This is a genomic window from Mesorhizobium sp. GbtcB19 (assembly GCF_019091085.1).
In the GTDB taxonomy this organism is placed as follows: Bacteria; Pseudomonadota; Alphaproteobacteria; order Rhizobiales; family Rhizobiaceae; genus Mesorhizobium.
Genome location: NZ_JAGXJY010000005.1, coordinates 334,113 through 359,148, shown reverse-complemented (window position 1 = coordinate 359,148; position 25,036 = coordinate 334,113). Strand labels below are relative to the sequence as shown.

Annotated in this window: 27 protein-coding genes and 1 pseudogene; 12 read left to right on the top strand and 16 right to left on the bottom strand. The window is 64.4% G+C overall.

Features of this window, described 5'->3' with window-relative positions; all coding sequences use genetic code 11:
- The first annotated feature begins 136 nt into the window (after positions 1 to 136).
- Positions 137 to 556, top strand: coding sequence for a cupin domain-containing protein (locus KVT37_RS12705; RefSeq protein WP_217573263.1), 420 nt, complete (start codon positions 137 to 139; stop codon positions 554 to 556).
- Between the two features lie 156 nt (positions 557 to 712).
- Here KVT37_RS12705 and rpmE read toward each other — a convergent pair whose 3' ends face one another.
- Entirely contained in the window at positions 713 to 934 is a 222-nt protein-coding gene (gene rpmE / locus KVT37_RS12700; RefSeq protein ID WP_040974396.1) for a 50S ribosomal protein L31, read from the bottom strand.
- Positions 935 to 970: 36 nt separating this feature from the next.
- The gene (locus KVT37_RS12695; protein WP_217573261.1) at positions 971 to 1,141 is read right to left on the bottom strand and encodes a hypothetical protein; all 171 of its coding nucleotides are present in this window, start codon (positions 1,139 to 1,141) and stop codon (positions 971 to 973) included.
- On the opposite strand from KVT37_RS12695, the gene KVT37_RS12690 reads away from it, so the two are divergent.
- A complete protein-coding gene (locus KVT37_RS12690; protein ID WP_217573259.1) occupies positions 1,140 to 2,942 on the top strand; it encodes an ABC transporter transmembrane domain-containing protein in 1,803 nt (600 codons plus the stop codon). The genes KVT37_RS12695 and KVT37_RS12690 overlap by 2 nt on opposite strands.
- A 48-nt stretch (positions 2,943 to 2,990) precedes the next feature.
- On the opposite strand, the gene KVT37_RS12685 is transcribed toward KVT37_RS12690, so the two are convergent.
- A complete protein-coding gene (locus tag KVT37_RS12685) occupies positions 2,991 to 4,985 on the bottom strand; it encodes a DUF3857 domain-containing transglutaminase family protein (RefSeq protein WP_217573257.1) in 1,995 nt (664 codons plus the stop codon).
- Between the two features lie 213 nt (positions 4,986 to 5,198).
- Positions 5,199 to 6,683, bottom strand: a complete 1,485-nt coding sequence (locus KVT37_RS12680; RefSeq protein WP_217573255.1) for a carboxypeptidase M32 — start codon at positions 6,681 to 6,683, stop codon at positions 5,199 to 5,201.
- A 146-nt stretch (positions 6,684 to 6,829) separates the two neighbouring features.
- On the opposite strand from KVT37_RS12680, the gene KVT37_RS12675 reads away from it, so the two are divergent.
- Positions 6,830 to 7,183, top strand: a complete 354-nt coding sequence (locus KVT37_RS12675; RefSeq protein WP_217573253.1) for a DUF1304 domain-containing protein — start codon at positions 6,830 to 6,832, stop codon at positions 7,181 to 7,183.
- A 245-nt stretch (positions 7,184 to 7,428) separates the two neighbouring features.
- On the opposite strand, the gene KVT37_RS12670 is transcribed toward KVT37_RS12675, so the two are convergent.
- The 9 genes and pseudogenes from KVT37_RS12670 to KVT37_RS12630 form a co-directional block, all read right to left on the bottom strand.
- Positions 7,429 to 7,857, bottom strand: coding sequence for a hypothetical protein (locus tag KVT37_RS12670; protein ID WP_217573251.1), 429 nt, complete (start codon positions 7,855 to 7,857; stop codon positions 7,429 to 7,431).
- A 353-nt stretch (positions 7,858 to 8,210) separates the two neighbouring features.
- Positions 8,211 to 9,239, bottom strand: a complete 1,029-nt coding sequence (locus KVT37_RS12665; RefSeq protein WP_217573248.1) for a peptidoglycan -binding protein — start codon at positions 9,237 to 9,239, stop codon at positions 8,211 to 8,213.
- A gap of 1 nt (position 9,240) precedes the next feature.
- The gene (locus KVT37_RS12660) at positions 9,241 to 10,263 is read right to left on the bottom strand and encodes a MotA/TolQ/ExbB proton channel family protein (protein ID WP_217573246.1); all 1,023 of its coding nucleotides are present in this window, start codon (positions 10,261 to 10,263) and stop codon (positions 9,241 to 9,243) included.
- A gap of 101 nt (positions 10,264 to 10,364) precedes the next feature.
- Positions 10,365 to 11,057 (bottom strand): hemolysin III family protein, encoded by a 693-nt coding sequence (locus KVT37_RS12655; RefSeq protein WP_217573244.1) that lies wholly within the window; start codon positions 11,055 to 11,057, stop codon positions 10,365 to 10,367.
- A 111-nt stretch (positions 11,058 to 11,168) separates the two neighbouring features.
- Complete coding sequence (locus KVT37_RS12650) at positions 11,169 to 11,969, bottom strand: inositol monophosphatase family protein (protein ID WP_217573242.1); 801 nt, start codon at positions 11,967 to 11,969, stop codon at positions 11,169 to 11,171.
- A gap of 35 nt (positions 11,970 to 12,004) precedes the next feature.
- Positions 12,005 to 12,571 carry an elongation factor P gene (gene efp / locus KVT37_RS12645; RefSeq protein WP_042645720.1) on the bottom strand — a complete coding sequence of 189 codons (567 nt, stop codon included), beginning with the start codon at positions 12,569 to 12,571 and terminating at the stop codon, positions 12,005 to 12,007.
- Between the two features lie 131 nt (positions 12,572 to 12,702).
- Positions 12,703 to 13,869, bottom strand: coding sequence for a tetratricopeptide repeat protein (locus KVT37_RS12640; protein WP_254633962.1), 1,167 nt, complete (start codon positions 13,867 to 13,869; stop codon positions 12,703 to 12,705).
- Position 13,870: 1 nt separating this feature from the next.
- Positions 13,871 to 14,518 (bottom strand): thiamine phosphate synthase, encoded by a 648-nt coding sequence (locus KVT37_RS12635; protein ID WP_217573239.1) that lies wholly within the window; start codon positions 14,516 to 14,518, stop codon positions 13,871 to 13,873.
- A gap of 88 nt (positions 14,519 to 14,606) precedes the next feature.
- Positions 14,607 to 14,994, bottom strand: a pseudogene (locus tag KVT37_RS12630) (N-acetyltransferase family protein).
- Between the two features lie 161 nt (positions 14,995 to 15,155).
- Here KVT37_RS12630 and KVT37_RS12625 point away from each other — a divergent pair.
- Entirely contained in the window at positions 15,156 to 15,926 is a 771-nt protein-coding gene (locus KVT37_RS12625; protein ID WP_217573237.1) for a sulfite exporter TauE/SafE family protein, read from the top strand.
- A 43-nt stretch (positions 15,927 to 15,969) separates the two neighbouring features.
- On the opposite strand, the gene KVT37_RS12620 is transcribed toward KVT37_RS12625, so the two are convergent.
- Complete coding sequence (locus KVT37_RS12620) at positions 15,970 to 16,521, bottom strand: DUF2269 family protein (RefSeq protein WP_217573235.1); 552 nt, start codon at positions 16,519 to 16,521, stop codon at positions 15,970 to 15,972.
- A gap of 532 nt (positions 16,522 to 17,053) precedes the next feature.
- Between KVT37_RS12620 and KVT37_RS12615 the strand changes: the two genes are divergently transcribed.
- The 8 genes from KVT37_RS12615 to KVT37_RS12580 all read left to right on the top strand — a co-directional run bounded on the left by KVT37_RS12615 (position 17,054) and on the right by KVT37_RS12580 (position 23,020).
- Positions 17,054 to 17,584: a DUF1465 family protein gene (locus tag KVT37_RS12615; RefSeq protein ID WP_217573227.1), complete on the top strand. Its 531-nt coding sequence runs from the start codon at positions 17,054 to 17,056 to the stop codon at positions 17,582 to 17,584.
- 302 nt (positions 17,585 to 17,886) lie between these two features.
- Complete coding sequence (locus tag KVT37_RS12610; RefSeq protein ID WP_217573225.1) at positions 17,887 to 18,951, top strand: glycosyltransferase family 2 protein; 1,065 nt, start codon at positions 17,887 to 17,889, stop codon at positions 18,949 to 18,951.
- Positions 18,952 to 19,040: 89 nt separating this feature from the next.
- Positions 19,041 to 19,550, top strand: a complete 510-nt coding sequence (gene ruvC / locus KVT37_RS12605; protein WP_217573223.1) for a crossover junction endodeoxyribonuclease RuvC — start codon at positions 19,041 to 19,043, stop codon at positions 19,548 to 19,550.
- A gap of 53 nt (positions 19,551 to 19,603) precedes the next feature.
- On the top strand, positions 19,604 to 19,873 hold the full coding sequence (locus KVT37_RS12600) for an AbrB/MazE/SpoVT family DNA-binding domain-containing protein (RefSeq protein ID WP_217573221.1): 270 nt from the start codon (positions 19,604 to 19,606) through the stop codon (positions 19,871 to 19,873).
- The gene (locus tag KVT37_RS12595) at positions 19,851 to 20,270 is read left to right on the top strand and encodes a type II toxin-antitoxin system VapC family toxin (protein WP_217573219.1); all 420 of its coding nucleotides are present in this window, start codon (positions 19,851 to 19,853) and stop codon (positions 20,268 to 20,270) included. Before KVT37_RS12600 ends, KVT37_RS12595 begins: the two co-directional genes overlap by 23 nt.
- Before the next feature lie 10 nt (positions 20,271 to 20,280).
- Positions 20,281 to 20,901 carry a Holliday junction branch migration protein RuvA gene (ruvA, locus tag KVT37_RS12590; protein WP_217573217.1) on the top strand — a complete coding sequence of 207 codons (621 nt, stop codon included), beginning with the start codon at positions 20,281 to 20,283 and terminating at the stop codon, positions 20,899 to 20,901.
- A 43-nt stretch (positions 20,902 to 20,944) separates the two neighbouring features.
- Positions 20,945 to 21,982 carry a Holliday junction branch migration DNA helicase RuvB gene (ruvB, locus tag KVT37_RS12585; protein WP_217573215.1) on the top strand — a complete coding sequence of 346 codons (1,038 nt, stop codon included), beginning with the start codon at positions 20,945 to 20,947 and terminating at the stop codon, positions 21,980 to 21,982.
- Between the two features lie 135 nt (positions 21,983 to 22,117).
- Complete coding sequence (locus tag KVT37_RS12580) at positions 22,118 to 23,020, top strand: metallophosphoesterase (protein WP_217573213.1); 903 nt, start codon at positions 22,118 to 22,120, stop codon at positions 23,018 to 23,020.
- Here KVT37_RS12580 and KVT37_RS12575 read toward each other — a convergent pair whose 3' ends face one another.
- Both KVT37_RS12575 and KVT37_RS12570 read right to left on the bottom strand, forming a co-directional pair.
- The gene (locus KVT37_RS12575; RefSeq protein ID WP_217573212.1) at positions 23,021 to 23,710 is read right to left on the bottom strand and encodes a glutathione S-transferase family protein; all 690 of its coding nucleotides are present in this window, start codon (positions 23,708 to 23,710) and stop codon (positions 23,021 to 23,023) included.
- A gap of 47 nt (positions 23,711 to 23,757) precedes the next feature.
- Positions 23,758 to 25,011 (bottom strand): glycoside hydrolase family 5 protein, encoded by a 1,254-nt coding sequence (locus KVT37_RS12570; RefSeq protein ID WP_217573210.1) that lies wholly within the window; start codon positions 25,009 to 25,011, stop codon positions 23,758 to 23,760.
- Positions 25,012 to 25,036: the final 25 nt, after the last annotated feature.

The window sequence follows — 25,036 nt, the reverse complement described above, 5'->3', positions numbered from 1 at the left end:
CATGCTGCCAGACAACGCGCAGCAGCGCTCCGAAGAACGGCGGGCCAGGCATGGAATCCGGAGGCGGGAGGATTGACATTTTTGTAAAGTCACTTTACGGAAGATGTAAAGCTACTTTACATTGGGGAGACGTTCAATGGAAGCGCTACAAAACGACATCGTACGGATCGGGCAACTCGAACTGCGCTTTCTCGTCAGCGAGGTTGGCGCCACCGTGTTTGAATTCACGGTGCCGTCGCGGGCGCGTGTCCCCGCTGCGCATCATCACCGGGATGCCGATGAATTCCTCTATGGCCTCGAGGGCACGCTCACCGTCATCGTTGACGGGCAAACGCGTGAGATTCGCGCCGGCGATGCCATATTCATTCCCCGTGGGGCAGTGCATCATCACGAAAACCTGCATGACGACACGGCAAAGGTCCTGGCGAGCATGACGCCAGGCACGATTGGGCGCCGCTACTTCGAGGAAATTGCCGAAGTGGTGAACGTGCCGGGCAAACCGGACCTCGCCAAGGCAGGCGAGATCATGCTCCGCCACGGACTGATCCCCGCCTGATCAATTCACGGCAGTCCGCGGGTTTAAAAGAAGGCGACGACGTGCCGGCTTCAGGAGCCGGCCCCGGGGACGCAACACTGGCGGCTGAATAACAGTGGCCAACAAAAAACCCGCCTCGAAGGCGGGTTTTTGATCTGCGACAAAGCGGAGGTAGGCTTAGAGGCCGAAACCCTCGAAACGCTTCTTGAACTTCGACAGGCGGCCGCCGCGGTCGAGCAGGGTCTGCTGGCCGCCGGTCCAGGCCGGGTGCGTGGTCGGGTCGATGTCGAGGTTCATCGTGTCGCCTTCCTTGCCCCAGGTCGAACGGGTCAGGTATTCGGTGCCATCGGTCATGACGACCTTGATGGTGTGGTAGTCGGGATGGATATCGGCCTTCATTGTCGTGTTTCCTGGCTGCCGGCGCTGGTGACGGGCCTAAAGGCCTGCGTCGATGCGCCCCTTTTTAAAACTCGAAGCCGCAGCTAATGAAAAGCCACGGCTTCTAAAACGGTCGGCGAGCCTATACATCAGCCGGAATTGAATCACAAGGCCGCCGCGGCGCATATTGAAGCGCAGTACCGGCAAGCGGCCAGAGGAAACGCTCATGGCGGATATCGGTGTCAGTGGAGACGAGCGCAGGCGCTCGGTCCGGCCGCTCCGCAGCCTTTTCCCCTACATCACCCGCTACCGCAAGCTTGTGGTCGGCGCCATCATCTCGCTGATCGTCGCGGCGGTGACCACGCTCGCCCTGCCGATGGCCGTGCGGCGCATGATCGACCATGGTTTCCAGGCCTCGGGCTCGACCTTCATCGCGGAATATTTCGCGGCGCTGGTTTTGATGGCGGCGCTGCTCGCGGCCGCGTCGGCCAGCCGCTACTATTTCGTCATCACGCTTGGCGAACGGGTCGTGGCCGACATCCGCCGCGACGTTTTCTCCCACGTCACGACGCTGTCGCCGGCGTTTTTCGATCGCTCACATTCGGGCGAGATCGTGTCGCGGCTTGCCGCCGACACCACGCAGGTGAAGTCGGCGGTCGGCGCCACCGCTTCGGTGGCGCTGCGCAATGTCATCCTCGGCCTCGGCGCGGTGGCGATGATGGTCGTTACCAGCCCAAAACTTTCCGCCCTGGTGATCGCCGCCATTCCGCTGATCGTGCTGCCGCTGGTCGCCTTCGGCCGCTCGGTGCGGCGCAAGTCCCGGCAGGCGCAGGATACGCTCGCCGAAGCCACCGCCTATGCCAGCGAGCAGATCGGCGCGGTGCGCACGCTGCAAGCCTTCACCAACGAGAAGCTGGTCACCGGCCGCTTCGCCAGCGCCGTCGATGCCGCCTTCGAGGCGGCGCGGGCCTCGGTGTTCGCGCGCTCCTTCCTCACCTTCTTCGCCATCTTCATGATCTTTTCCTCGGTGGTGGCGGTGCTGTGGTTCGGCTCGCGCGACGTGCTTGCCGGCACGCTGTCGCCGGGCACGCTCAGCCAGTTCCTGCTCTATTCGGTGTTTGCAGCCGGCGCGCTCGGCGCGCTGTCGGAAGTGTGGAGCGAGCTGTCGCAGGCGGCGGGCGCCGCCGAGCGGCTGACGGAGATCCTGGCCGAGACGCCGGCGATCCAGCCGCCGGTCGATCCGCTTCCCCTGCCGGCCACGGCCAAGGGCGCGATCAGCTTCGACGATGTCTCCTTCTCCTATCCGGCGCGGCCGGACCGGGCCGCCGTGCATGGCCTGAGCTTCCAGGTGAAGCCCGGCGAGACGGTGGCGATCGTCGGGCCTTCGGGCGCCGGCAAGAGCACCGTCTTCTCGCTGATCCTGCGCTTCTACGATCCAGAGACCGGACGCATCGTCATTGATGGCGTCGACGTGCGCGAGGCCGATCCCGCCGCCATCCGCCAGCGCATCGCCATCGTGCCGCAGGACGTCACCATCTTCGCCGCCAGCGTGCGCGACAATATCGGCTTCGGTCGGCAGGGCGCCAGCGAGGCCGAGATCGAGGCCGCGGCCAAGGCAGCCCTTGCGGACGAATTCATCGCCAGGCTCGACAGAGGCTATGACAGCCAGGTCGGCGAGCGCGGCGTGACGCTGTCCGGCGGCCAGCGCCAGCGCATCGCGATCGCCCGCGCCATCCTGCGCGACGCGCCGATCCTCTTGCTCGACGAAGCGACCTCGGCGCTCGACGCCGAAAGCGAGACGCTGGTGCAAAGGGCGCTGGAGCGGCTGATGCGCGGCCGCACCACCATCGTCATCGCACATAGGCTGGCGACCGTGCTCAAGGCCGACCGCATCCTGGTCATGGAAGGCGGGCGCATCGTCGAGGAAGGCACGCACCAGAGCCTGGTCGCCAAGGGCGGCATTTATGCGCGGCTCGCCAAGCTGCAGTTCGAGACGGGCGCCGGCGCTTTCAAGGGCGCGGCGGAGTAAAAGCGCTCGGGCCACGCATTCTGGGTAGGCATCCATCGCGCCGCGCGGCTACCAGCGCCGCAAGGCCATGAAAAGCGGTATGCCGACAAAAATCGAGACCAGCAGCAAGCCGCCAATGACCTGCTGTTTGGATCGGTCCTCCGGAGCAGCGACAGGCGCCGGGTCTTCGGGCGCGTCCCGATAGGCAAAGTTGAAAGACCAGTCGGTGTTGTCTCCGAGATCCTTGACCGACTTCAAATAGTCCCCGATCGCCTTGGCTGGAACCTGCGTTGCCAGGGTCCGGAAGTCCCACTTCACCTCGAAGGTGGTCGGCGTGTTGTTCCACGATGATTTCAGCGACACATAGGGCGTCACGACGTTCTTTATCTCCTCGCCGGAAAACCTTGCCTTCAGATTGCTCACCGTGATGGCGTGGCTGCGATAGATCGGCCGCCCCAGCGCGATCGGGCCGACGCGATCCACCATGGTCGGCGTCGGCAGGTCGGTGCCGAGATCGGCCGCCTTGATCGGAAAGTTCTTGGCGAGGTCGTTGGCGGCCAACGCCTGTGCCGGCAACTGGTAGCTCTCGCGAACATTGATGATGTTGCCGTCGCGATTGTCGAAGATCTCCAGCTTGGCCGCGCTCTCAATGCCGGGATAACGCTTGCTGTAATATTTCAGATAGGAGTCCGACAGGTCGCTCAGCGAGCGGCTGGCCAGGCTGCTGCGCATGTCGTCCGCGTCGGCGCCGGCATAGGTCGAAAGCACCGCCAGCGTCAGGTGGCCGTCAGGCTTGTCGGGAAAGGAAAAGTCCTCCGCGACCTTGATCGACGGGCCGGTCAGCTGCTGACTGGGCATCTTCTCCAGCTGACCGTTGCCGAACAGCGGCAAGGCAAAGCCGTAGTCCGGCTGCCAGAAGTCGCTGGCATCGCCGCCCTGCAGGTAGTTGGTGGCGTCGAGCCAATAGGTCTTCGCGCCGATCGTCGCCTTGACGATGGCATGGTCGAAGGCGTGGATTGCCGGCAGATGCTGGTCCAGCGCCCGTCCCTTGTCGAGGTCGGCCAACGCCACTTGCGCCGGGACGCCCAGCCGCTGCAGCGCCGAAGCCAAAAGCAGGGCCTTGTCCTTGCAATCGCCGAAGCCGCTCTGGATGACGGTGGCCGGATCGCGCGGAATGTAGGAGCCTGAGCCCATCGACAGGCTGACATAGCGGATCTCGTCCTGGACGAGACGCATCGCCTGGATCATGCGATCCTCGGGCTGCTGATGCTTGGCCGCGATCTCGTCCAGCTTCGCGGCGAAAGCGGCGGGGAAGGCGGTCGCCGGCTTGTAATAGGGCTGGACGGCGTCGACCACGCCCTGCCAGCTGGCGGTCGAGGAGATGTCGATCGATCCCCATGCCGGAAATTCCGCCGGCAGGTTGTCCTCGACCTTGACCGGCTTCGGATTGGCGATCTCCCAGAGATAGACCGTGTCCGATCCTGACGTGGTGACGACGGGCTTGATGTCGGTGCCGCGCGGCTTGATCGCCAGCGGCTGCGCGGCCGGCCAGGTGATGCTGGTGCGGATCAGCCCGACCGGCTCGTCCCACTCGGTCGAGAAACTGTCGAAGAACAGATCCTTGCCGACGAGCGGCGTGGTCTCATAGGTCTGGCCATAGTCGACGATATCGCCGACGCGCACGTCGTCGATGTTGACGTGAGCGGTCAGCCAGCCGTCATAGACGCCTTTCTCGGCGTCCTTCTCCTGCCGGAAAATATCGAACTTGACGTCGGCCAGCCGGTCCAGCACCTGGCCGTCGCGGATGACGCGCAGATGATTGAGCGTGACCCTGTGGCGCGAGGGATCAAATTGCAGGTCGATGCCGGCGCCCCGTTCCAGGCCGGGGCGGTCGACTATTTTGTAGGCCGAGCGCCAGTAGTCGTCGTAGCCGTGCTCGCGATGGACGATCTGCTCATCCGCCAGCAGCCATGAAATGCCGTTCTTGATGCGGTCGGCGCGCGCCGGATCGGCGGCCGGGATATCGACCGTCTTGATCCAGTCCGCCTCCGGCCCCTTGCGCACGATCTCATCGGCGCCCGCAGGCGAGACCAGACCTGCCAGCAAGACCAAAAAGAGCAGGAGACAGCGGAAAGACCTGACCCCGCGAAGACTGTTACCCACCAACAATCCAAGCCCGTTGACGCAACCAGGCTCTTTGTCAGAGTCTTTCCCGCCAAAGTAAAGCCCGGCCGCGCATGTTTTGCGCCTGTGGCTCGACAGACGTCGACGGGTGCGTCAGTTGCCGTAGCGCTTGCGCAGGTGCTGCGTGAAGTAAACGGCGTTGAGCTTCTCGCCGGTGGCGCGCTCGAGCAGCTCCGGCGTCGACCAGCGCGAGCCTTGCGACCAGATCCTGTCGCGCCGCCATCCGTTCACGGCGCTGAAATCGCCCTTGGCAAGATCGGCGTCGGCGGCCGGATGCTCCCTGGTCAAGGCCGCCCATTGCTGCGCCGCCATCATGGCGCCCAGCGTGTAGGATGGGAAATAGCCGAAGGCGGCACCCGGCCAATGCACGTCCTGCATCGGGCCGTCGGCCGGGTTGTCGATGGTCGACAGCCCGAGATAGTCGCGCATCTTGGCATCCCAGGCCTCCGGCAGGTCGGCGACCTCCAGCCTGCCGGACACCAGTTCCTGTTCGAGCTCGTAGCGCAAGATGACGTGCAGCGGGTAGGTGACCTCGTCTGCATCGACACGGATCAGGCCGCGCTCGACATGGTGGACATGCGGCAGGATGTCGTCGAGCGACCAGGCTTCGCCGAGATGTTTTTCGACCACCGGCAGCGCCCAGCGCCAGAAGGCCGGGTTGCGGCCGATCTGCTTCTCGACGAACAGGCTCTGGCTCTCATGCACGGCCATGCCGCGCGCCTTGCCGAGCGGCCAATGCGACCAGGCTTTGGGCAGGTTCTGTTCGTAGAGCGCGTGGCCTGTCTCGTGCAGCACGCCCATCAGCGCCGACAGGAAATCGGAGGTCTTGTAGCGGGTGGTGATGCGCACGTCGCTCGGCACGCCGCCGCAGAAGGGATGGTGCGACACCGACAGCGAGCCACGGGTGAGGTCGAAGCCGACAGCGGCCATCATGGCGAGGCCGAGCTCGCGCTGGCGGTCGACGGCATAGCTGCCCGACAACGGCTTCATGGGATGCTTCGCCAGCCGCGCATCCTGCACGGCGAGCGCGTGCGGCAGGAAATCCTTGAGGAAGGCCTTCAGCTCGGCAAACACCGGCGTGATATCGGCGGCGCGGTTGCCGGGATCATACTGCTCCATCAGCGCGTCATAGGGGGCGAGGCCGAGCGCGTCGGCGCGCAAGGCGGCTTCCTCGCGCACCAGGGCGACGACGCCTTCCAGCGCCGGCAGGAAGCCCGCCCAATCGTTCTTGGCGCGCAGGTCGCGCCAGAGCTGCTCGGAGCGCATGCGCGCCACCGTCTGGCGCTCGACGAATTCGACCGGCAGGCAGGTGAGGTTGGTGTATTGCCGGCGCAACTCCCGCACGGCCGCCCGCTGCTCTTCGCCGAGCGGCTCGGCTTCGGCGGCGGCGATCCAGTCGCCGATCTCGGGCGCGGTCGCCTGACGATGCAGCATGCCGGCAAGCGAGGACATCGCCTCGGCGCGCTTCTCGCCGCCGCCGACGGCCATATGCGTCGCCTCGTCGGCGCCGAGGATGGCGAGTGCATGTTCCAGCGCTTCGAGCTTGTGGCCGAGTTCGTCGAGTTTTTGGAAGGACATGATGGATCCCAGCTTCAAATTGGCTGGCGCGAAAAGATACCAAGGCACCGCGCTTGGCAACCCTGCCCGGTCGGGATGGGATCAGCCATCTTGCCATGTGACATGACTGCGTGATCAATGCCGGGAACAAATCGCTGGAGGGGACGATGATCGGTAACATCCTGGTCGGACTGGTGGCGCTGATCCATTGCTACATCGTCTATCTGGAGATGGTGCTGTGGGACACGCCGCGCGGCCGCAAGGTGTTTAAGCTGACGCCGGACTTCGCCAGCGCTTCGAAGGTGCTCGCGGCCAATCAGGGGCTCTATAACGGCTTTCTCGCCGCCGGGCTGTTCTGGGGCCTCTATCTCGGCGCCGCAGGCTTCCAGGTGAAGATGTTCTTCCTGCTTTGCGTCACTGTTGCCGGCCTCTACGGCGCGGCGACCGTCGGCCGCAAGATCCTCTATATCCAGACGGTGCCGTCCGTGCTTGCCATCCTCGCGCTCTGGCTGGGGTGGTGACGGAAAAGGACGCCCTCGGAGCCAGGTCCCTCGGGCGCCAGGTGGTCCCTTCCTCTCGAGCCATTCCATGAAAATGTGAAAAACCGCTTTCCTGGAATTGCGTCAAAAGAAGTGGTCGCCGTTTCCCAGGGCGGCTCACCCTTTCACGGAAACGGTGAGCCGCCCTATCGCTTTGTTTTGACGCAATTCCTGACGGAAAACCGCGTCACACTTTTCCTGGAATTGCTCTGGAAACAGCAAAAACCTTAGCCGTTCGGATAGTTTCCGCCGTCCGAGCCGTCACCCATCATGAAGCCGCTGCCGGTGTCGTTCATCAGCCTCTGGTCGACATTGTCGAGGCGACGCAGCAGGTCATGATATTGCGCGGCCGGGATCCTGCCATGATCCGAGGCTGCAACATGTTCCGCGGCCTGGCTGATATGGGCTGCGCGCATATGCAGTTGCCGCGCCTCCGCGGCCGAGATGTTGTTCGCTTCCCGTGCGTCGGCGATACCCTGATTTACGCCCTGGATTTGCTCGATCAGACTGGTCACGCGCGGTCCGGTCATGTCGGTCGGATCGGGAGCCTCGAGAGCTCCGCCCCTGTGATGTCCAGCCGCGTACGCGCCGGCGAGCGGGGCTGCAATCAATGCAGCAGCCAGGGTTACGGTCTTGAGTGATGTTGAAGCGCGCATGGCGGCGCATCCTCCTGCCAAGGAAGGAAGCGGTCGCGCCGCCAGCCTTCCGACATTCCGGGGCCGTCCAGTTCCGTCGCGTCGCGATGGGAGGCATCGCCGGCGGTCCCCGGCCCTGGCAGCAAATTAGGTGCGTCGATTTGCGATGTGTAATTAAAAAAAGATAATGTTTTCAGCTCTTGCCGCCGGCACTTGCACTATAAGTATTGAGCCGACGAACAACTTCCCGTGACTTCACGTGATCCTAAAGCGCGTCGCGATCTTTCAGATGCGCTCCGTGCGCTTTAGGCTTTTGATTCTACGCATGTCTTTGTCCCGAAACCGGTTCCCACTTTCGGGAGACATGCTTTAAATCACCGTTCGGTGAGCTTGAGCTCAATACGACGGTTCTTGCCGCGCGCCTCGTCGGTGTCGGCCGGGTCGAGCGGCTGGAACTCGCCGAAACCGGCGGCGACCAGCCGGTTGGCGGGCACGCCATTCTCGATCAGGAACTTCACGACGGAGGTCGCGCGCGCGGTCGACAGTTCCCAATTGTCGCGATAGCGGCCGGTGCCGGAGAGCGGCTTGTTGTCGGTGTGGCCGTCGACGCGCAGCACCCAGCTGATCTCCGGCGGGATTTCCTTCTGCAACTCGATGATGGCGTCGGCGAGCTTCTTCATCTCGACCTTGCCGGCATCGTTGATCTCGTCGGAGCCGGTCGGGAACAGCACCTCCGACTGGAAGACGAAGCGGTCGCCGACGATGCGGATGTTCTCGCGGTCGGCGAGGATTTCGCGCAGGCGGCCGAAGAAATCGGAGCGGTAGCGGTTGAGCTCCTGGACGCGCTGCGCAAGCGCCACGTTCAGGCGTCGGCCGAGATCGGCGATCTTGGTGTTGGAGTCGTGGTCACGCTGCTCGGAGACGTTGAGCGCGTCCTCGAGCGCGCCGATCTGCTTGCGCAGCGCCGCGATCTGCTGGTTGAGGATCTCGACCTGGCTCAGCGCCTGCTGGCTGATCTGGCGCTGATTGCCGAGCTCGCCGGACAGCTGGTCGGCGCGCTTGTTGGCAGCGTCGCCGGCGCCGGCGCCCTGCGCCAGCAACTGCTCGAGGCGGCTCTTCTCGGCCTGCGCCGCCGACAGCGACGCCTGCAGGTTGGCGAGCGAATCCTCCTTGTCCTGGCTGTTCGTGCGCTCCAGCGCCAGCAACTGGGTCAGCTCGTTGATCTGCGAGTTGAGGCGGTTCAGCACCGCGTCCTTGCCGGAGATCTCGCGGCTGAGCAGGAACTGCGCCAGCACGAAGACGGTGAGCAGGAACATGATCGCCAGCAGCAGCGTCGACAGCGCGTCGACGAAGCCCGGCCAATAGTCGATGCGGCGGTCGGCGCGCCGTCTTGCCAGCGCCACGTCAGTGGACCCCTTGCTTCTTCAGCGCGTCGGCGATCTTTTCCAGCGTGTTGCGCATGGCCTTCTGCTCATCGGACTGGGCCTCGACCCAGTCGCGCATGATCTGCTGCTCGGAGCGCATGTTCTTGACCAGCCCCGAAATGCCGTCGGCAAGATTGGCCATGGCGGTGGCGACGCGCGGATTGGAGCCGCCGCCATTTTCCTGCAGGCTGCGCAGCCGCTCCGACAGCAGGCGGATGTCCTCGGAGGATTCGGTTGCTTTCGACGTGTCGGAGACGACGATGTCGGACGATAGGTCGGTGACCGAGGACAGCCAGTTTTCGAGCTCGGTGTAGAAGCGGGTCTGGGCGCGGCCGGCCTGCAGGTCGAGGAAGCCGAGCACCAGCGAGCCCGAAAGGCCGAACAGCGAGGACGAAAACGCGGTGCCCATGCCGGCCAGCGGCGCCGACAGGCCCTGCTTCAGCGCATCGAGCACAGCCGCCGCGTCGCCGGTGCCCGGATCCAGGGCCTCGATCGTCTCGCGGATCGAGGCGATGGTGTTGAGCAGGCCCCAGAAGGTGCCGAGCAGGCCGAGGAACACAAGCAAGCCGACCAGATAGCGCGAGGTGTCGCGGCTTTCGTCGAGGCGGGTGGCGATGGAATCGAGCATCGTGCGCATCGAGGAGGTCGAGAAGGCCATCGAGGACGATCGGCCGATCATCGCCTTCATCGGCGCCAGCAGCACCGGCTCGGTGGTTTCGGAGCCGGCGCGGAAGGAGTTGACCCAGCGCACCTCGCGGAACAGCCGCCCGACCTGCGTGAAGGCAAGCAGGATGCCGACTGCCAGCACGCCGACGATCAACCCGTTGAGGCCGGGATTGCTGGAGAAGGCGGTCGAGATCTGACGGGTGAGGATGGCGGCGATGAAAGCGACGATGATCAGGAAGATCATCATGGTGAGCAGGAACACCTGCGGGCTCGACAGCTTGTGCGGATCGTAGATCAGGACGTCCGATCGCCTGCCGAAGGATCTGAGAAAAGCCATCCGTGCCCCGTTTCCGATGCCACCGCCGCAGAATTGCCGCGACTCTAAACGGAATTGTGACCAAATTGAATGGCGCTTGGCAATATCGCAGACGCCAAGGTTCAGAACCGGTTGACGACCAGGCAGTCGACCATGGCGGCCAGGTGCAGGCCGGCGCCGGTGACGACGAAGCCGTGCCAGACCGCATTGTGGAAGCGCAGGCCCTTCCAGGCGAAGAAGATGACACCGCAGGAATAGACGATGCCGCCGGCGATAAGCAGCGCGACCGAGGTGGTCGGCAGCGTCTCGACCAGCGGTCCGGCGAGCACGACGCCGCTCCAGCCGATGGCGAGGTAGAAGACGATGGCCAGCCGGTCGTAGCGGCCCGGCAGGAACATCTTGATGGCGATGCCGGCCAATGCGGCGCTCCAGACGACGACGATCATGGGCAGCGCCAGCGGCGAGTTGTTGAGCTGGGCGAGGAAGGGCGTGTAGGTGGCGGCGATCAAGAGATAGATCGCGGCATGATCGAAGCGCCGCAGGATCCATTTCGCCGGCCAAGACACCGGCCACAGATTGTAGGCCAGCGACACCGACAGCACGGTGAGCAGCGACACCACGTAGAAGACGGCGGCGACATATTCGCCTGGACCGGAGTGGAACGCAGCCAGCGCCAGGAAGGCCGAGCCGGCGGCGATCGCCAATACGATGCCCACGGCGTGGACGATGCCATCGGCGATCATCTCGGCGCGCGAATAGTGCCAGCGCCCCACGAAGGGGATATCAAGCTGGGTATCTGGACGCGCGTCGCTCATCAAATGATCCTGCAACGCCTAATCTGGGCGCTCGGGGACCAATATTTCAAGCTTCGGTTGCGGTTTTGCGACTAAAGGCGCGCGTCCTTTCGACGCGCTAGCACGTTGAAGTCAGCGAGGCGCCAACGGCTTCTTCACGGTCTTAAGCAGCGCGCGCTGGATGAGCTCGTTGCCGGCGACGACCTCGCCATTGTCAAGCATGTCCTGTCCGCCGCTCATGTCGGAAACGAAGCCGCCGGCTTCGCGCACCAGAAGGGTGCCGGCGGCGATGTCCCAGGGCGACAGGCCGGTTTCCCAGAAGCCGTCCATGCGGCCGGCCGCGACATAGGCGAGATCGAGCGCGGCGGAGCCCAGGCGGCGAACGCCGGAGACTTCGGCCATCACGTTGCGCAGCTCGATCAGGAAATTGCCATGCTGGCCGCGGCCGAGATGCGGCATGCCGCAGCCGATCACCGCGTCGGTCAGCTTGGAGCGGCCGGCGACGCGCAGCCGACGGTCGTTCATGAAGGCACCGCCGCCGCGCTCGGCCGTGTAGAGCTCGTCCATCGCCGGATTGTAGACCACGCCGGCGACGACCTGGCCCTGGCGCTCGAGCGCGATCGATACCGAGAAAATCGGGATGCCATGCAGGAAGTTGGTGGTCCCGTCGAGCGGATCGACCAGCCAGCGGTGCTGGGCATCCTCTCCTTCGACGGCGCCGCGCTCCTCCATCAGGAAGGCGTAGCCCGGCCGCGCCTTGGAAAGCTCGGCAAAGACGATCTCTTCCGCCTTGCGGTCGGCCTGGCTGACATAGTCGCCCGGTCCCTTCATCGAGACCTGCAGGTTCTGCACCTCGCCGAAGTCGCGCGACAGCGAGCGGCCGGCCTTCATCGCGGCCTGGACCATGACGTTGAGGAGAGCGGAACGCGCCATTTTTCTTCCTGGCTTTTCTTCCTACCGGCCGGCGCTCAATCGGCGCGGCGCATATAGGTGATTTCGTTGGTGTCGACGATGATGCGTTCGCCGGCCGAGATGAAGGGCGGCACCAGCACGCGGATGCCGTTCTCCAGCACTGCCGGCTTATAGGAGGACGCGGCCGTCTGGCCCCGCACCACCGGATCGGCCTCGGTGACGGTCAGCGTCACCTGGTCCGGCAGCGAAATGCCGATCGGCCGCTCTTCATAGAGCTGCACCGTCACCATCATGCCGTCCTGCAGAAAGGCGGCGCGTTCGCCGACGAAGTCCTTGGCGAGCTCGAGCTGCTCGTAGCTTTCGGTGTCCATGAACACCAGCGCGTCGCCCTGTTCGTAAAGGAAGGAAAAATCCTTCAGGTCGAGCCTTATTTGCTCGACGGTCTCGGCCGAGCGGAAGCGTTCGTTGAGCTTGGTGCCGTTGATCAGGTTCTTCAACTCGACCTGGTTGTAGGCGCCGCCCTTGCCGGGCTTGACGGTGTTGGTCTTGACCGCCACCCACAGCCCGCCATCGTGCTCGATGACATAGCCGGGACGGATTTCGTTGCCACTGATCTTGGCCATGATGAACTGATCCGAGTGAGATTTTTCTGGCGCGGGTCGCGCTTTGGCGCCTCCAAGACCACAAATTGCACGTACTAGCAAGGGAGGGAGGCAAGGGAGCGGTCAGGATCGTGCCACCCCGGCGTTGCGCCTCACGGCAGCCGATTTGCCTTTTGCAGCGCCTGCTTGGTCTGGTCGTCGTCGAGGCCCTGCAGGAAATCGTCCATCTGCGGATCGATCAGCCCGGCGCGGCGCGCGACGATGTACCAGGCGCCGGCGAGGATCAGATCCGGATCGGTGCCGATGCCGCCCATGTAGAGCTTGGCAAGGCGGTTCTGGGCGGCGACGTTGCCACCTTCGGCGGCCCGCCGCATCCAGGCAAAACCCGATTTCAGGTCGCGTTCGCCGCCACGGCCCTCGATCATCCAGGCGGCGAGGTCGATCTGCGCGGTGTCGTAATTCTGCCGCGCGGCCTGCGCCAGCAGGATGCGCGCCTGGGCGTCGTCATGCGGCTTGCCGCCGACGCCATTGGCATAGAGCTGCGCCATCGCATATTGCGCATCGGCAAGGCCGGTGGCGGCCGCCCGCTGGTAATAGACGGCGGCTTTCACGAGGCCGGTATCGCCCGGATCCTCCTGGACCAGCAATTGCGCGAAGTTGAACTGCGCCAGCCGGTTGCCGGCCTCGGCGGAGGCCTGCATCAGGGCGAAGGCAGCCTTTTCGTCCTTCTTCACATAACGGCCGTCGAGCTGCATCAGCGCATATTGGAACTGCGCCTCCGGCACACCCTGCTCGGCGGCCAGCGCATACCACTTGCCGGCCTCCGCCGGATTGACCGGCACACCCAGCCCGCGCGACAGGATTTCGGCCACCAGCGTCTCGGCCGCCGGATCGCCGTTCTTGGCGCGCTCCATGGCAAGGTTGTAGGCGGTCTTGTAGAGCCCGCGCTGGAAGGCGCCGTAGGCGGCATCCGGCTGCTTGGCGCCGAAGCGGTCAGGATTGATGGTGTCGACCGATGGCGGCGTCATGGTGGCCGGTTGCGGCAATGTGTTCTCGATCGGCTTGTCGACATGCGCGCCGTCGCCGAACCGGCTCGCATTCGGTGCGCCGATGTCCGGCGAACTTACGTTCGGCGTTTCCACATTCGGGATGGCGGTATTCGAGGTACCCGTGTTTGAGGTGCCCGTGTTTGGGGTGCTCGTGTCCGGGCGGGGCTGCGGCAGTGGGACGGTCTCGGCCGCGGTTGCCACATCGCTCAGCCAGCAGATCGGGGCGATCAAGCCGGCCAGGACAGCCAGGGAAAGGACCGCCAAGCGCATGTCAGTCCTCGAAACGCGGCGCGGTTTCATCGAGCAGCGCGTTGGCGGCGGCGATCGCCGCCCGCGGGTCGCGTCCGTCGGCAAACACGGCGCTGGAAAGCGCCACGAACTCGGCGCCGGTCGCGGCCACCGTCTCCACGGACGCAAGCTCGCAGCCGGCCATGACGATGCAAGGAATCGAGATCATCTCCGCCCACCATTCGCCGAGGGCGAGGTTGCGGTGATGCGGCTCGGGCTTGTTGTCGTAGCCGAAGCGGCCGAAGAACATGTAGTCGGGGCGCTCCTCGCCGAGCTCCAGCGCTTCGTCGCGGGTCTTGGCGCCGCCGGCGCCGACCATCATCTTGCCGGCCAGGCGCTCGATCGTCTCGGCGAGTTCCTGGGGTCTCGTTTCGACATGGATGCCGTCGGCCTGGACGCGGCCGGCGATGCGGCTATCGCCGGCGATGATTACGGCGACGCCGGCATTTTGAGCGATCGGCACGATCCTTTCGGCGAAGGCCTGGAAGGAAGCATCGTCCATGCCGTTGTCGGGCAGGATCAGCGAAGCCACGTCGCCGCCCTCGAAGGCCGCGCAGATGTGCTCGGCCGGCACAAAAGGCGGCGCGATCAGCACGATGCGGCAGCGATTGGGCGGGGTTAAATCGTTCATTGGCCTTCGATCCCGGTTTCGCCTATGCCGGGCGAAGATGGTTGCATTGCGGCATAGAGCAAAGCGCGGTGCTTGAACAGTCGGCCGGCTAAAGCTCCAGCTTGTAGCCGATGTGGCTGGCCTTGAAGCCAAGCCGGTCGTAGAAGCGATGCGCCTCGAGCCGGCTCTTGTTGGTGGTCAGCTGGACGCCGGTGCTCGGCGACGCGCACGGCCTCGATCTGGCCGCGCCTGGCGCCACGCAGCGACAGTCCGGCGATAAAGGTGATCTGCAGCGTGCCGATGGTTTCGTCGCCATCGGTCATCACGGCGAGGAACTGGTTCGGATCGCCGTCTATCGCCGCGAAGGCGTCGAGATAGGCCTGCGACAGCGGCAGGCTGGCGTCTTCACGGGCCCGGCCGAGCGCGTCGTCGGCAAGCATCGCGACGATTGCCGCGACGTCCGTTTCGCGGGCTCGGCGAATGCTGATCGCGCTCATTTCCACACCTCGGAGTTGGCGAACCGGCCGACAAGGCATCGCGGCGCGGCCGGCCGTCCACGTCGGCCCGGCAAATAGTGGATGCCGGCATTATTGACTATCCCGGCGGCGGTATTCTGCGCTATGGCTGAACTCCCGCCTTCCTCAACCTTCCTTTGCCGATGTCAGGCCTGCTCAGCGACCCGTGGTTCTATGCCGCCGCCATCCCGGCGGTGATCCTTGTCGGCCTGTCGAAAGGCGGCTTCGGCGGCGCCGTCGGCTTTGTCGGCGTGCCATTGATGGCGCTGACGATGCCGCCGGTTCAGGCGGCCGCCATCCTGCTGCCGATCCTGTGCCTGATGGACATCGTTTCGGTGTGGACCTGGTGGGGCGTCTATGACCGCAAGATGCTGGTCGACATGATGCCCGGCGCCGTCATCGGGATCGGACTCGGCTGGCTGACCGCGGCGTTGGTCACCGAGGAGATGGTGCGGCTGATCGTCGGCGCCGTCGCGCTGGTCTTCGTGCTGCGCTGGCTCTACCTGCAGTTCCGGCATGGCGCCGACCATGCGGCGGAGCCGAACCGCATGGCCGCAGCCTTCTGGGGCACGGTGGCCGGCTTCACCAGCTTCGTCGCCCATGTCGGCGGCCCGCCCTTCCAGGTCTATGCGCTGCCGATCCGGCTCGACCCGAAAGTGCTGTCGGGCACGGCGGCGATCTTCTTTGCCGCCACCAACGCGCTGAAGCTCATCCCTTACTTCGCGCTCGGCCAGTTCGACACCACCAACCTTACCGCCTCGGCGGTGCTGATGCCGTTGGCGCCGCTTTCGACCATCGCCGGTGCCTGGCTGGTGCGCCGCATGCGGCCGGAAATCTTCTATCCGTTCACCTACGCCACGGTGGCGGTGGTCGCCGTCAAGCTGCTGTGGGATGGCATCGTCGGCCTCATGTAGAACGAAGCGGCCAGCCGGCCGCCTCGTTCCAAGAATTACAACGTCAAGCGGCGCTCGGCAGCATCTGGCGGCTGCCGCCGAAGGCCAGCGCGGCGCCCAGCGCAACCACCATCGCCATGCCGGCAAGAATGCCGATATCGTGCAAAGTCGGCTTCAGCACCATGTCGGCGATGATCACCAGCATCACCGCGTAGTCGAGGCGCGCCCAGTTCATCATGCGCTGGCCGATGGCGAGAACCGCCGGCGACACGCCGTCCTGGGCGACCATGGCGCCCATGCGCTCGCCGGTCGGCTTGAAGATCAGCATGCCGATCGAGAAGGTCGTGGCATAGCCGACGAGGCCGATGACGATCCACAGCTCGCCAAAACCGACCCAGAAGCCGCACATGACGAGGCCGAAGACCAGCGTCAGCATCGACATCGGCGCGAAGAACTTGCCGCCGAGCTGCCCGCTGGCGCGCATCGCCTGCAGCTTGTCCTCGATGTTGCCGGCGCGCTCGGCCAGCACGCCGAGCAGGAACAGCACGAAGCCGCCGCCGACCCACAAAATGGCCGAAACAACGTGCAGGAATTTGACGATCGAATACCAATCCATGGTTTGCTCCTGGATGTGCTTGTTGATTTGCGCCGACGCGGGTTTGCGCAGCGCCTGAGAGGAGCGGGCTTTTGCGTGGCGCATGTTTCGGAACGATGCCGCGGCGGCAGCCGGCATGTTTCGGAGCCGCGAGCGGCGTTCGGAAAATCGGGCTTTCGGACGATTCCGAAGCGGGGCCACCTGTCCTGTTCCGGCACACGAACACGCGTTCGGTCAAAAAATCGCCGCCGCGTTAAGGCTTCATTAAGCTTTACAGGCGTTTACTATCCACATCCAGTTTTGCTGGATTCTTACCGAGTGGTTGGAGCCACTTTGTTTGACGCCTCCCTGTTAAACTCCTGAGAGCCGCCTTATCCGCGGCTCTTTTTTTGTTCGCGGGCGGCAGGTGCGAACGCCGCGGCGTTAACCGTTTGTTAAACATGCGCTTGCCTTCATGGGCATCGAAGCGCATTTTCAAGCCTCAGTCATTTAGGGTGCTGGCCACGTCGGCAAGGATAGTCGAATCGGCTGGCGGCAGTGCAGGGGCGTATCGATGAACGAGCCTTCGAAGGGCAGCGCGAAAACCATCAAGTTGGCGGAGCGCCGGGTTTTCTCCCAATCCTTCAAGCCGCTCTACCAGGAAGGCATGGGGCTGGTCGAACAGGCCGCCGAATATCTCGATGGCAAGGGCAGGCTGGAGGCCAAGAAATTGTCGCGCACGGCGGCGACGCTCTATGCGGCCGAATCGATGCGGCTGACCACCAGGCTGATGCAGGTCGCCTCCTGGCTCTTGCTGCAGCGGGCGGCGAATTCCGGCGAGATGACGCGCGACCAGGTTGCTTCCGAAAAATCCAAGGTGCGGCTCGACACCGCGTCCGCGCATGACGAGGCGCTCGGCTGGAACGAACTGCCGAAGGAATTTCTCGAGCTGGTGACGCGTTCGTTGCGCCTGCAGGCGCTGGTGCGGCGCATGGACGAAGAAATCTATGGCGGCGTCATCAACGACACGCACGCCCCCAGCCGCCGGGCCAATCCGGTTTCCGACCAGATCAGCCTCCTGAACACGGCATTCGCCCGCGGCTGAAACGGCGCTTGCAGCAAACACCGCGTAACCCGCCCTAAGCCGGCATCCCCTCAATCGGGTTGTGATCTGGCGGGTTGTGATCTGGCGAGCCGTGATGTTGGACGTCTGCGGCTCCAGCCGCTCTTTGATATTGCGGCAGCCTTCGTCGCATTGACGGCCAGCAGGGCCTTCCCGAGAAGAAAAACCTTGCCTTGAGGCGATAGGCCCCTAGTTGGGGCCGTTCGCCGCAGCCGGCTCAACCCGACCCGGTTTTGCAACAAATCACCGTCACTGTGACCAAAGCAGATTGCGAGGCTTGACCCGTGCATTCGCCATTGGACCGCGTCCCGGTATCGATCATCATCCCGAATTATAACTATGAACAATTTCTGGGACGCGCCATCGACAGCGCCCTGGAGCAGGACCACCGAAATGTCGAGGTCGTGGTCGTCGATGACGCATCGACCGACGCGTCGGTGGCCGTCATCGAATCCTATGGCGACAAGATCCGCCCATGCCTGAGGCACCGGAATGGCGGGCATGCCGCTGCATTCAACACCGGGTTCGAGGCGAGCACCGGAAAGATCGTTCTCTTCCTCGACGCCGACGACTATCTCTATCCGAACGCCATCTCCGAGGTGCTTGGCGAGTGGGACTCAGCCGTCGCGCAGGCGCAATTCAGACTGCATCTCGTCGATGAGGACCAGCAGATCAAGGATGTCTTTCCGCCGCCGGAACAGGCGTTCGACTCCGGGGACGTCGTCCCGGAATTGCTGCGGAAGGGACGCTATCATACGACGGTGACAAGCGGGCTGGCGTTCGACCGTGAGGCGCTGGAAGCGATAATGCCCGTGCCGGAACGCGATTTCCGGCAAGGCGCCGACGGCTATCTGGCGACGCTCGCGCCACTTCAAGGAGAGGTGAAATCCATCGACACCTGCCTTGGCGCCTATCGCATCCACGGCGCCAACCATTCGATCTTCGCCGAAAAGCTGGCAGAGCGGGCGCGCTGGCGCGTAGAGCATGATTTCCGGCGCCTTGAAGCATTGTCCGGCCGGGCGGCCGAGATCGGTCTGACAGTGCCGCAGGATGCCGGCCTTCGCGATCCGGTTCACCTGGAAGAGCGGCTGGCTTCGCTCTGTGTCGACGAGCCCCGGCATCCGGTTACGACCGACTCCCGGCTGGGACTCGCAAGGGCGGGCGCCGCCGCCAGCCTGGAAATGAAAGCATCCTGGCGGCGGCGGGCTGCTCTGGCGGCCTGGTTCCTTTGCATCGGCATCCTCCCGCGGCGCATGGGCAACGCGGTGCTGGCATGGAAGCTGGTGGCTTCGTCCAGACCGGAATTTCTCATGCGGCTGTCGAAAACCGTCCGTCGCATGATGAACTGATCCGTCGCGCGACGATGGTAAGATCACAATTGTTTCCGGTTTGTTCACATTTTGCTGGCATCGCTTGCCGCCACGGCTAGACTTGGCGCATGGGGGAAGCGATTCGCATCATCGGCATCGATCCGGGCCTGAGGCGCACCGGCTGGGGCATCGTCGAAAGCGTGGGCAATTCGCTGCGCTTCGTTGCGTCCGGCACCGTGCGTTCGGACGACAAGGCGCCATTGGCGACAAGGCTTTGCCAGCTGCATGACGGGTTGGTCGAGGTGCTGCACCAGACCATGCCGCATGAAGCAGCGGTCGAGCAGACCTTCGTCAACAAGGATGCGACGGCGACGCTGAAGCTCGGCCAGGCGCGCGGCATTGCCATGCTGGTGCCGGCGCGCGCCGGACTGGTGGTCGCCGAATACGCGCCCAACGCGGTCAAGAAAGCGGTGATCGGCGTCGGCCACGGCGAAAAGAAGCAGATCCACATGATGGTCAAGGTGCTGATGCCTAGGGCGGTCTTCGACACCGACGACGCCGCCGATGCTCTTGCCATCGCCATCTGTCATGCGCATCACCGCCCGAGCGTCGCCTATCGGATGGCGGCCGCGGGGTGATGTTCTTGACTTGTTCCAGGTCATGCAGTAAGTAATACCTCAGAGGTATTACCATGCGCGTGACCACAAAGGGGCAAGTCACAATCCCCAAGCAGATAAGGGATCACCTGGGTATCGGTCCGGGCTCCGAGGTGAAGTTCGTAGCGACCGACGAGGGGGCGCGGCTTGTTGCCATCAACGAAAACCTCTCCAAGGAGGAAGCGTCGCGCAGGTTCAGGAAAACCCTTGCCAGCATGGCGGGGACCCTGGACCTCAAGGGCATGGACGCCGATGAATATGTCGAGTGGTTGAGGGGACCACGTGAGCACCTCGACCTTGATTGACACGAATGTGCTGATCGACGTCTGGGGGCCGGGCGGCGCCTCGACGGCATGGTCGACCGATGCCATCGCTTCCTGCCGCCGCGAGGGTGCACTGGTCGTCAACCAGATCGTATGGGCTGAACTTGCTCCGCTGATCGCCACGGAGGCGCAGCTCAAAAGAGCGGCCGACATGCTGGAGATCGATCGGGAGTCCCTGCCTTGGGGGGCGGCATTCCTGGCCGGTGTCGCGCATTCACGCTATCGCCGCGCCGGCGGCTTGCGGGAGCGGACGCTTCCCGATTTTTTCATCGGCGCGCATGCGGCCGTTGCCGGGCACCGTCTCCTGACGCGCGACGCGCCTCGCTACCGCAGCTACTTCCCCGAACTCGAAATCATTTCGCCAGAAACGCTTCCATGAAGGCTACACCATGATCGGCAAGCTGAAAGGCACGCTGGACGAGATCGACGAGGATACCTGCCTCATCGACGTGCACGGCGTCGGCTATGTCGCCCATTGCTCGGCGCGCACCCTGGCATCATTGCCGTCGCCCGGCGAGGCGGTGGTGCTGTTCATCGAGACCTATGTGCGCGAGGACATGATCCGGCTCTACGGCTTCCAGTCCGGACTGGAACGCGAGTGGTTCCGGCTGTTGATGAACAATGTGCAGGGCGTCGGCGCCAAGGTGGCGCTGGCCGTGCTGTCGACGCTGGCGCCGGCCGACCTCGCCAATGCGATCGCTCTGCGCGACATCGCCATGGTTTCCCGCGCTCCTGGCGTCGGCAAGAAGGTGGCCGAACGCATCATCACCGAATTGCGCACCAAGGCGCCGGCCTATGCTGGCGCGGCCACCGGCACGATCGGCCTCAAGCAGGAGCTCGGCGAAGGGGTCGCGGCCGCGCCGATCACGGATGCAGTCTCGGCGCTGGTCAATCTCGGCTATTCGCGCGACATCGCGGCGAACGCGGTTGCGGCGGCGCTGAAATCGGCCGGCGAGGGAGCTGACGCCTCGAAGTTGATCCGCTTCGGCCTGAAGGAACTGGCGCGGTGAGGCGGCGCTTGTTCCGCCATCGGTCCTATGCAAGGAAGGCGGCATGAACCTTTCGCCCCGCCTCATTGCCCCCGACAAGCGCGGCGAGGATGCCGACCAGACGCTGCGGCCGCAGTCGCTCGACGAGTTTGTCGGCCAGGCGGCGGTGCGCGCCAATCTGAAGGTCTTCGTCGACGCCGCCAGGGGCCGCGGCGAGGCGCTCGACCATGTGCTGTTCGTCGGCCCGCCGGGACTGGGCAAGACGACGCTGGCGCAGATCATGGCGCGCGAGCTCGGCGTCAATTTCCGCTCGACCTCCGGTCCGGTCATCGCCAAGGCCGGCGATCTCGCGGCGCTGCTTACCAATCTCGAGGAACGCGACGTCCTGTTCATCGACGAGATCCATCGCCTCAATCCGGCGGTCGAGGAAATCCTCTATCCGGCGATGGAGGATTTCCAGCTCGATCTCATCATCGGCGAGGGGCCGGCGGCGCGCTCGGTCAAGATCGACCTCGCCCGCTTCACCCTGGTCGCGGCGACGACAAGGCTCGGGCTTCTCACCAATCCGCTGCGCGATCGTTTCGGCATCCCGGTGCGGCTCAATTTCTACACGGTCGAGGAGTTGGAGTTGATCGTGCGGCGCGGCGCCCGCATCCTGTCGATGCCGCTCGGCGACGACGGCGCGGTGGAGATCGCGCGCCGCGCGCGTGGCACGCCGCGCATCGCCGGCCGGCTGTTGCGCCGGGTGCGCGACTTCGCCAGCGTCGCGGGTGCTGCGCATGTCGACAGGAAGATCGCCGACGAAGCGCTGACCAGACTGGAGGTCGACGCGCTCGGCCTCGACGCGCTCGACCGCCGCTATCTGTCGATGATCGCGCGCAATTTCGGCGGCGGGCCGGTGGGCATCGAGACGATCGCGGCCGGGCTTTCCGAGCCGCGCGACGCGATCGAGGACATCATCGAGCCCTATCTCATCCAGCAGGGCTTCATCCAGCGCACGCCGCGCGGCCGCGTGCTGACCGCCAATGCGTGGCGGCATCTGGGGCTCGATCCGCCGAAGGATATCGCCCAGCAGCAGATCAGCCTGTTCCAGGAAGAGTAACGCAGATTTGTTCGCCGTTCGGCCGCGCAATGGGCCGATCTGCGCGGAATCTGCGCGCCTTGGCCTAGCTCAGGGCGCAATTGCCGCCTTTAAGGCAGCTGTATGTTGCAATCCCAAGGGGGCTTGGGCCGATCCATGATCACCAGACGCGGTTTCCTGCGCCTTGTCGGCGGCTCGGCCTTCGCCATGGTGTCGCTTGGCGCCTACGCCGTCGGCATCGAGCCGATGCTGCTGACCCATGTGAAGCGCTACACGCTGACGCCGCCGCACTGGCCGGCCGGGCTCAAGCTGCGCGTCGTAGCGCTGGCCGACATCCACGCCTGCCGGCCGTGGATGACGCCGGAGCGCATCGCCTCGCTGGCCGAAGAGGCCAATGCGCTGCAGCCCGATGTCATTGTCCTGCTTGGCGACTACACCGCCGGAACCAAGCTGGTGACGGGCTGGGTGCGGGTGGCGGAATGGGCAGACGCGCTGTCCGGGCTCAAGGCTCCGCTCGGCGTGTTCTCGATCCTCGGCAATCACGATTGGTGGACGGATAGCTTGGCGCAGCGCGCGGAAGCCGGCCCAACAGCGTCGCGCAAGGCGCTGGAAGATGTTGGCATCCCCGTCATGGAAAACGACGTCGTGCGGCTGGAAAAGGACGGGCGGGGCTTTTGGATCGCGGGGCTCGCTGACCAACTGGCGCTGCTGCCGAATAAGGCCAAGGGCCGCGACAGCTTCCAGGGCTTCGACGATCTCGACGGCACCTTGGCCAAGGTGCAAGGCAGCGATCCTATCATCCTGCTGGCGCATGAACCCGACATTTTCACGAAAGTGCCATGGCGGGTTTCACTGACATTATCCGGCCATACCCATGGCGGCCAGGTGCGAATGTTCGGTTATTCGCCGGTCGTGCCGTCAGCTTACGGCAACCGCTTTGCCTATGGTCACGTCGTGGAAAGCGACCGCAACCTGATTGTTTCCGGCGGGCTCGGTTTCAGCATCCTGCCCGTGCGTTTCGGGGTGCGGCCGGAAATCCTGCAGATCGATCTCGGCTGATCAGGTGGCGCGGATGGGGGTGCCGTCGGCTTCGTAGCCGGTGATGCCAGGTTCCCACCACAGCACCGGATTGTTCCGGAAGCTGTCACGATCCTCCATCCTGTTCACGAGCGCGCTGATTTTCGGATGCGCGGCGAGCCGGGTATCCAGGTCCAGGGGCCGGTTGGCGATGAAACGAAGGTGGCAGGTCAGAAAAATGTCCTGGACCGACACGACCTTGCCGAAAAATCCCTCGCCGTCGCGGTCGATCCGCCCTTCCAGCCATCTGATCAGATGGGCAACGCGCTCGGCGCAGCGCGTCAGATGCGAATTGCCGTGATGCCTGATCCCGGACCATTGCATCTGGCTGACAGTCGTGGCGGCGGTGCCGAGCGTCTGGATCGAAGCAAAGAGCAGCCGGTCCTGCCATTCCGATCCTGCCCGCCACATCGACGGCGCCAGAGCCGGATCGTTCCCGACGCGCTGCGGATAGGTGGCAAGCAGATACTCGGCGATGACTCCGCTTTCCCACAGCGTCAGCTCGCCATCCCGTAACGTCGGAACTTGAAGCGCGGGTGTCCATTCGGCACGGGACGCGGCGGATGGCGTTGTCGTCTCCTCCCGGCGCTCGTAGTCGAGGCCGATTTCGTCGAGCATGACGCGAATGCCGCGCGCGAAAGGTGACCCGGTCGTGTAAAGCAGCGAGCGCATAGACTCATCCCCCGATGCCGGCGCACAATTGGTAGCATCGCTGGTGACTAACGCGGAAGTTGGCGAATTACATCCATTACATCGGGTTCCGCCTTCTCGCCGTCGAAAGCATCGACGATGCCGAAGGCGCCGCCATAGCTCCACACCGACCAGGAAAAGCCATGCGCCTCGGCGCGGGCAATCATGTCGCGCACATAGGCCGCGCGGTATGCGGCCGGCATGACGAAGCCGTTGCCGTATTCCTGGCGGATCATGCCGAATTCGCCAAGCGTGATGTCCTGCGGCTTGACGTCGTTGGCCTTCGCCCAGGCGTCGACCGTCGTGAACGGTTGATCCATCACGCCAAGCAGCTTCTCGGGGCTGTCCATCGTCGCCATCTGCTCGTCGAGATAGGCGAGCAGGCCGCTCTGCCGCGCCCAGGGCGCCTCGGCCCGGATGCGGTCGCGGATCGTATCCAGCGTCATGTCCAGCTGCGCCTTCGGAACGGCCGTCAGCGGGTAGGGCAGGCCGGTGACATACTGGATGAAATCGCCGGCCCAGGTCGCGCCCTGATGCGTCAAAAGGAACGGGTCGTAGGAGTGGAAGGCCCAGATGATATTGTCGTCCGCGATCGCTTTCGGATCGACCTTCGCCAGGGAGGCTGCGTTCGAATAGCAGCCGCCGGTGAGCACGAGCGTCAACCTGGTGGCGGAGGCGCGCGCGGTCGCGAAAAGCCGCTTCTGGCGTTCGGGCCAAAGACTGGTGCCGTTCTCGCCGCAATCGACGATCGGCTCGTTCATCAATTCCAGCGCGACCTGATCGGGGTCCTCCTTGGCCAGTGTCGTCGCCATCTTGCGAACCAGCACGGTATAGGCATCGAAAATCGCGGGGTCGCGCATCACCTCGCTCATGCCGACCTTGCGGTTCCCGCCGGCCGGGATCAGATGCAGGTCGACGACCACCTTCAGGCCGGCGCGATTGATCATGCGCGCAGAGTCCAGCACGCTGGCATAAAGATCGTCGCGCAGCGCCGTAGTCTGGTCCGAGAGGAAGGGCGCCGGATCGATCGGCATGCGCAGGAAGTCGAAGCCGGCATCCTTGAGCGCCTTGAGATCGTCCTCCTTGAGGAATTTGCGCCACTCCGGATAGGGCAGGATCGCCTGACGCCCGCCCCATTTGTCCTCGGTCGGCCAGGTGACCCACTGGTCGAGATTGAGGCCGCGTTTCATCGAGAACGTCGCCGCTCCGGTTGGAGACGCCAGCACGGCTAACGCACAAAGCGCCGCCAGCAAGGTCTTGATCATCGTGCCCAACAGTGCCATCCCGTTCCCGCGCGAGAGACACCTG

Excerpts from the sequence above, each read along its gene's own strand:
- KVT37_RS12675 (WP_217573253.1), top strand. The coding sequence starts at position 6,830 with ATGATCGGTAACATCCTGGTCGGACTGGTGGCGCTGATCCATTGCTAC.
- KVT37_RS12640 (WP_254633962.1), bottom strand. The coding sequence starts at position 13,869 with ATGCGCTTGGCGGTCCTTTCCCTGGCTGTCCTGGCCGGCTTGATCGCC.
- KVT37_RS12625 (WP_217573237.1), top strand. The coding sequence starts at position 15,156 with ATGTCAGGCCTGCTCAGCGACCCGTGGTTCTATGCCGCCGCCATCCCG.
- KVT37_RS12660 (WP_217573246.1), bottom strand. The coding sequence starts at position 10,263 with ATGGCTTTTCTCAGATCCTTCGGCAGGCGATCGGACGTCCTGATCTAC.
- KVT37_RS12655 (WP_217573244.1), bottom strand. The coding sequence starts at position 11,057 with ATGAGCGACGCGCGTCCAGATACCCAGCTTGATATCCCCTTCGTGGGG.
- KVT37_RS12575 (WP_217573212.1), bottom strand. The coding sequence starts at position 23,710 with ATGCGCTCGCTGCTTTACACGACCGGGTCACCTTTCGCGCGCGGCATT.
- efp (WP_042645720.1), bottom strand. The coding sequence starts at position 12,571 with ATGGCCAAGATCAGTGGCAACGAAATCCGTCCCGGCTATGTCATCGAG.
- KVT37_RS12580 (WP_217573213.1), top strand. The coding sequence starts at position 22,118 with ATGATCACCAGACGCGGTTTCCTGCGCCTTGTCGGCGGCTCGGCCTTC.
- ruvB (WP_217573215.1), top strand. The coding sequence starts at position 20,945 with ATGAACCTTTCGCCCCGCCTCATTGCCCCCGACAAGCGCGGCGAGGAT.
- KVT37_RS12690 (WP_217573259.1), top strand. The coding sequence starts at position 1,140 with ATGGCGGATATCGGTGTCAGTGGAGACGAGCGCAGGCGCTCGGTCCGG.
- KVT37_RS12600 (WP_217573221.1), top strand. The coding sequence starts at position 19,604 with ATGCGCGTGACCACAAAGGGGCAAGTCACAATCCCCAAGCAGATAAGG.
- KVT37_RS12670 (WP_217573251.1), bottom strand. The coding sequence starts at position 7,857 with ATGCGCGCTTCAACATCACTCAAGACCGTAACCCTGGCTGCTGCATTG.
- KVT37_RS12635 (WP_217573239.1), bottom strand. The coding sequence starts at position 14,518 with ATGAACGATTTAACCCCGCCCAATCGCTGCCGCATCGTGCTGATCGCG.
- KVT37_RS12680 (WP_217573255.1), bottom strand. The coding sequence starts at position 6,683 with ATGTCCTTCCAAAAACTCGACGAACTCGGCCACAAGCTCGAAGCGCTG.
- KVT37_RS12705 (WP_217573263.1), top strand. The coding sequence starts at position 137 with ATGGAAGCGCTACAAAACGACATCGTACGGATCGGGCAACTCGAACTG.
- KVT37_RS12570 (WP_217573210.1), bottom strand. The coding sequence starts at position 25,011 with ATGGCACTGTTGGGCACGATGATCAAGACCTTGCTGGCGGCGCTTTGT.
- KVT37_RS12695 (WP_217573261.1), bottom strand. The coding sequence starts at position 1,141 with ATGAGCGTTTCCTCTGGCCGCTTGCCGGTACTGCGCTTCAATATGCGC.
- KVT37_RS12650 (WP_217573242.1), bottom strand. The coding sequence starts at position 11,969 with ATGGCGCGTTCCGCTCTCCTCAACGTCATGGTCCAGGCCGCGATGAAG.
- ruvC (WP_217573223.1), top strand. The coding sequence starts at position 19,041 with ATGGGGGAAGCGATTCGCATCATCGGCATCGATCCGGGCCTGAGGCGC.
- KVT37_RS12615 (WP_217573227.1), top strand. The coding sequence starts at position 17,054 with ATGAACGAGCCTTCGAAGGGCAGCGCGAAAACCATCAAGTTGGCGGAG.
- ruvA (WP_217573217.1), top strand. The coding sequence starts at position 20,281 with ATGATCGGCAAGCTGAAAGGCACGCTGGACGAGATCGACGAGGATACC.
- KVT37_RS12620 (WP_217573235.1), bottom strand. The coding sequence starts at position 16,521 with ATGGATTGGTATTCGATCGTCAAATTCCTGCACGTTGTTTCGGCCATT.
- rpmE (WP_040974396.1), bottom strand. The coding sequence starts at position 934 with ATGAAGGCCGATATCCATCCCGACTACCACACCATCAAGGTCGTCATG.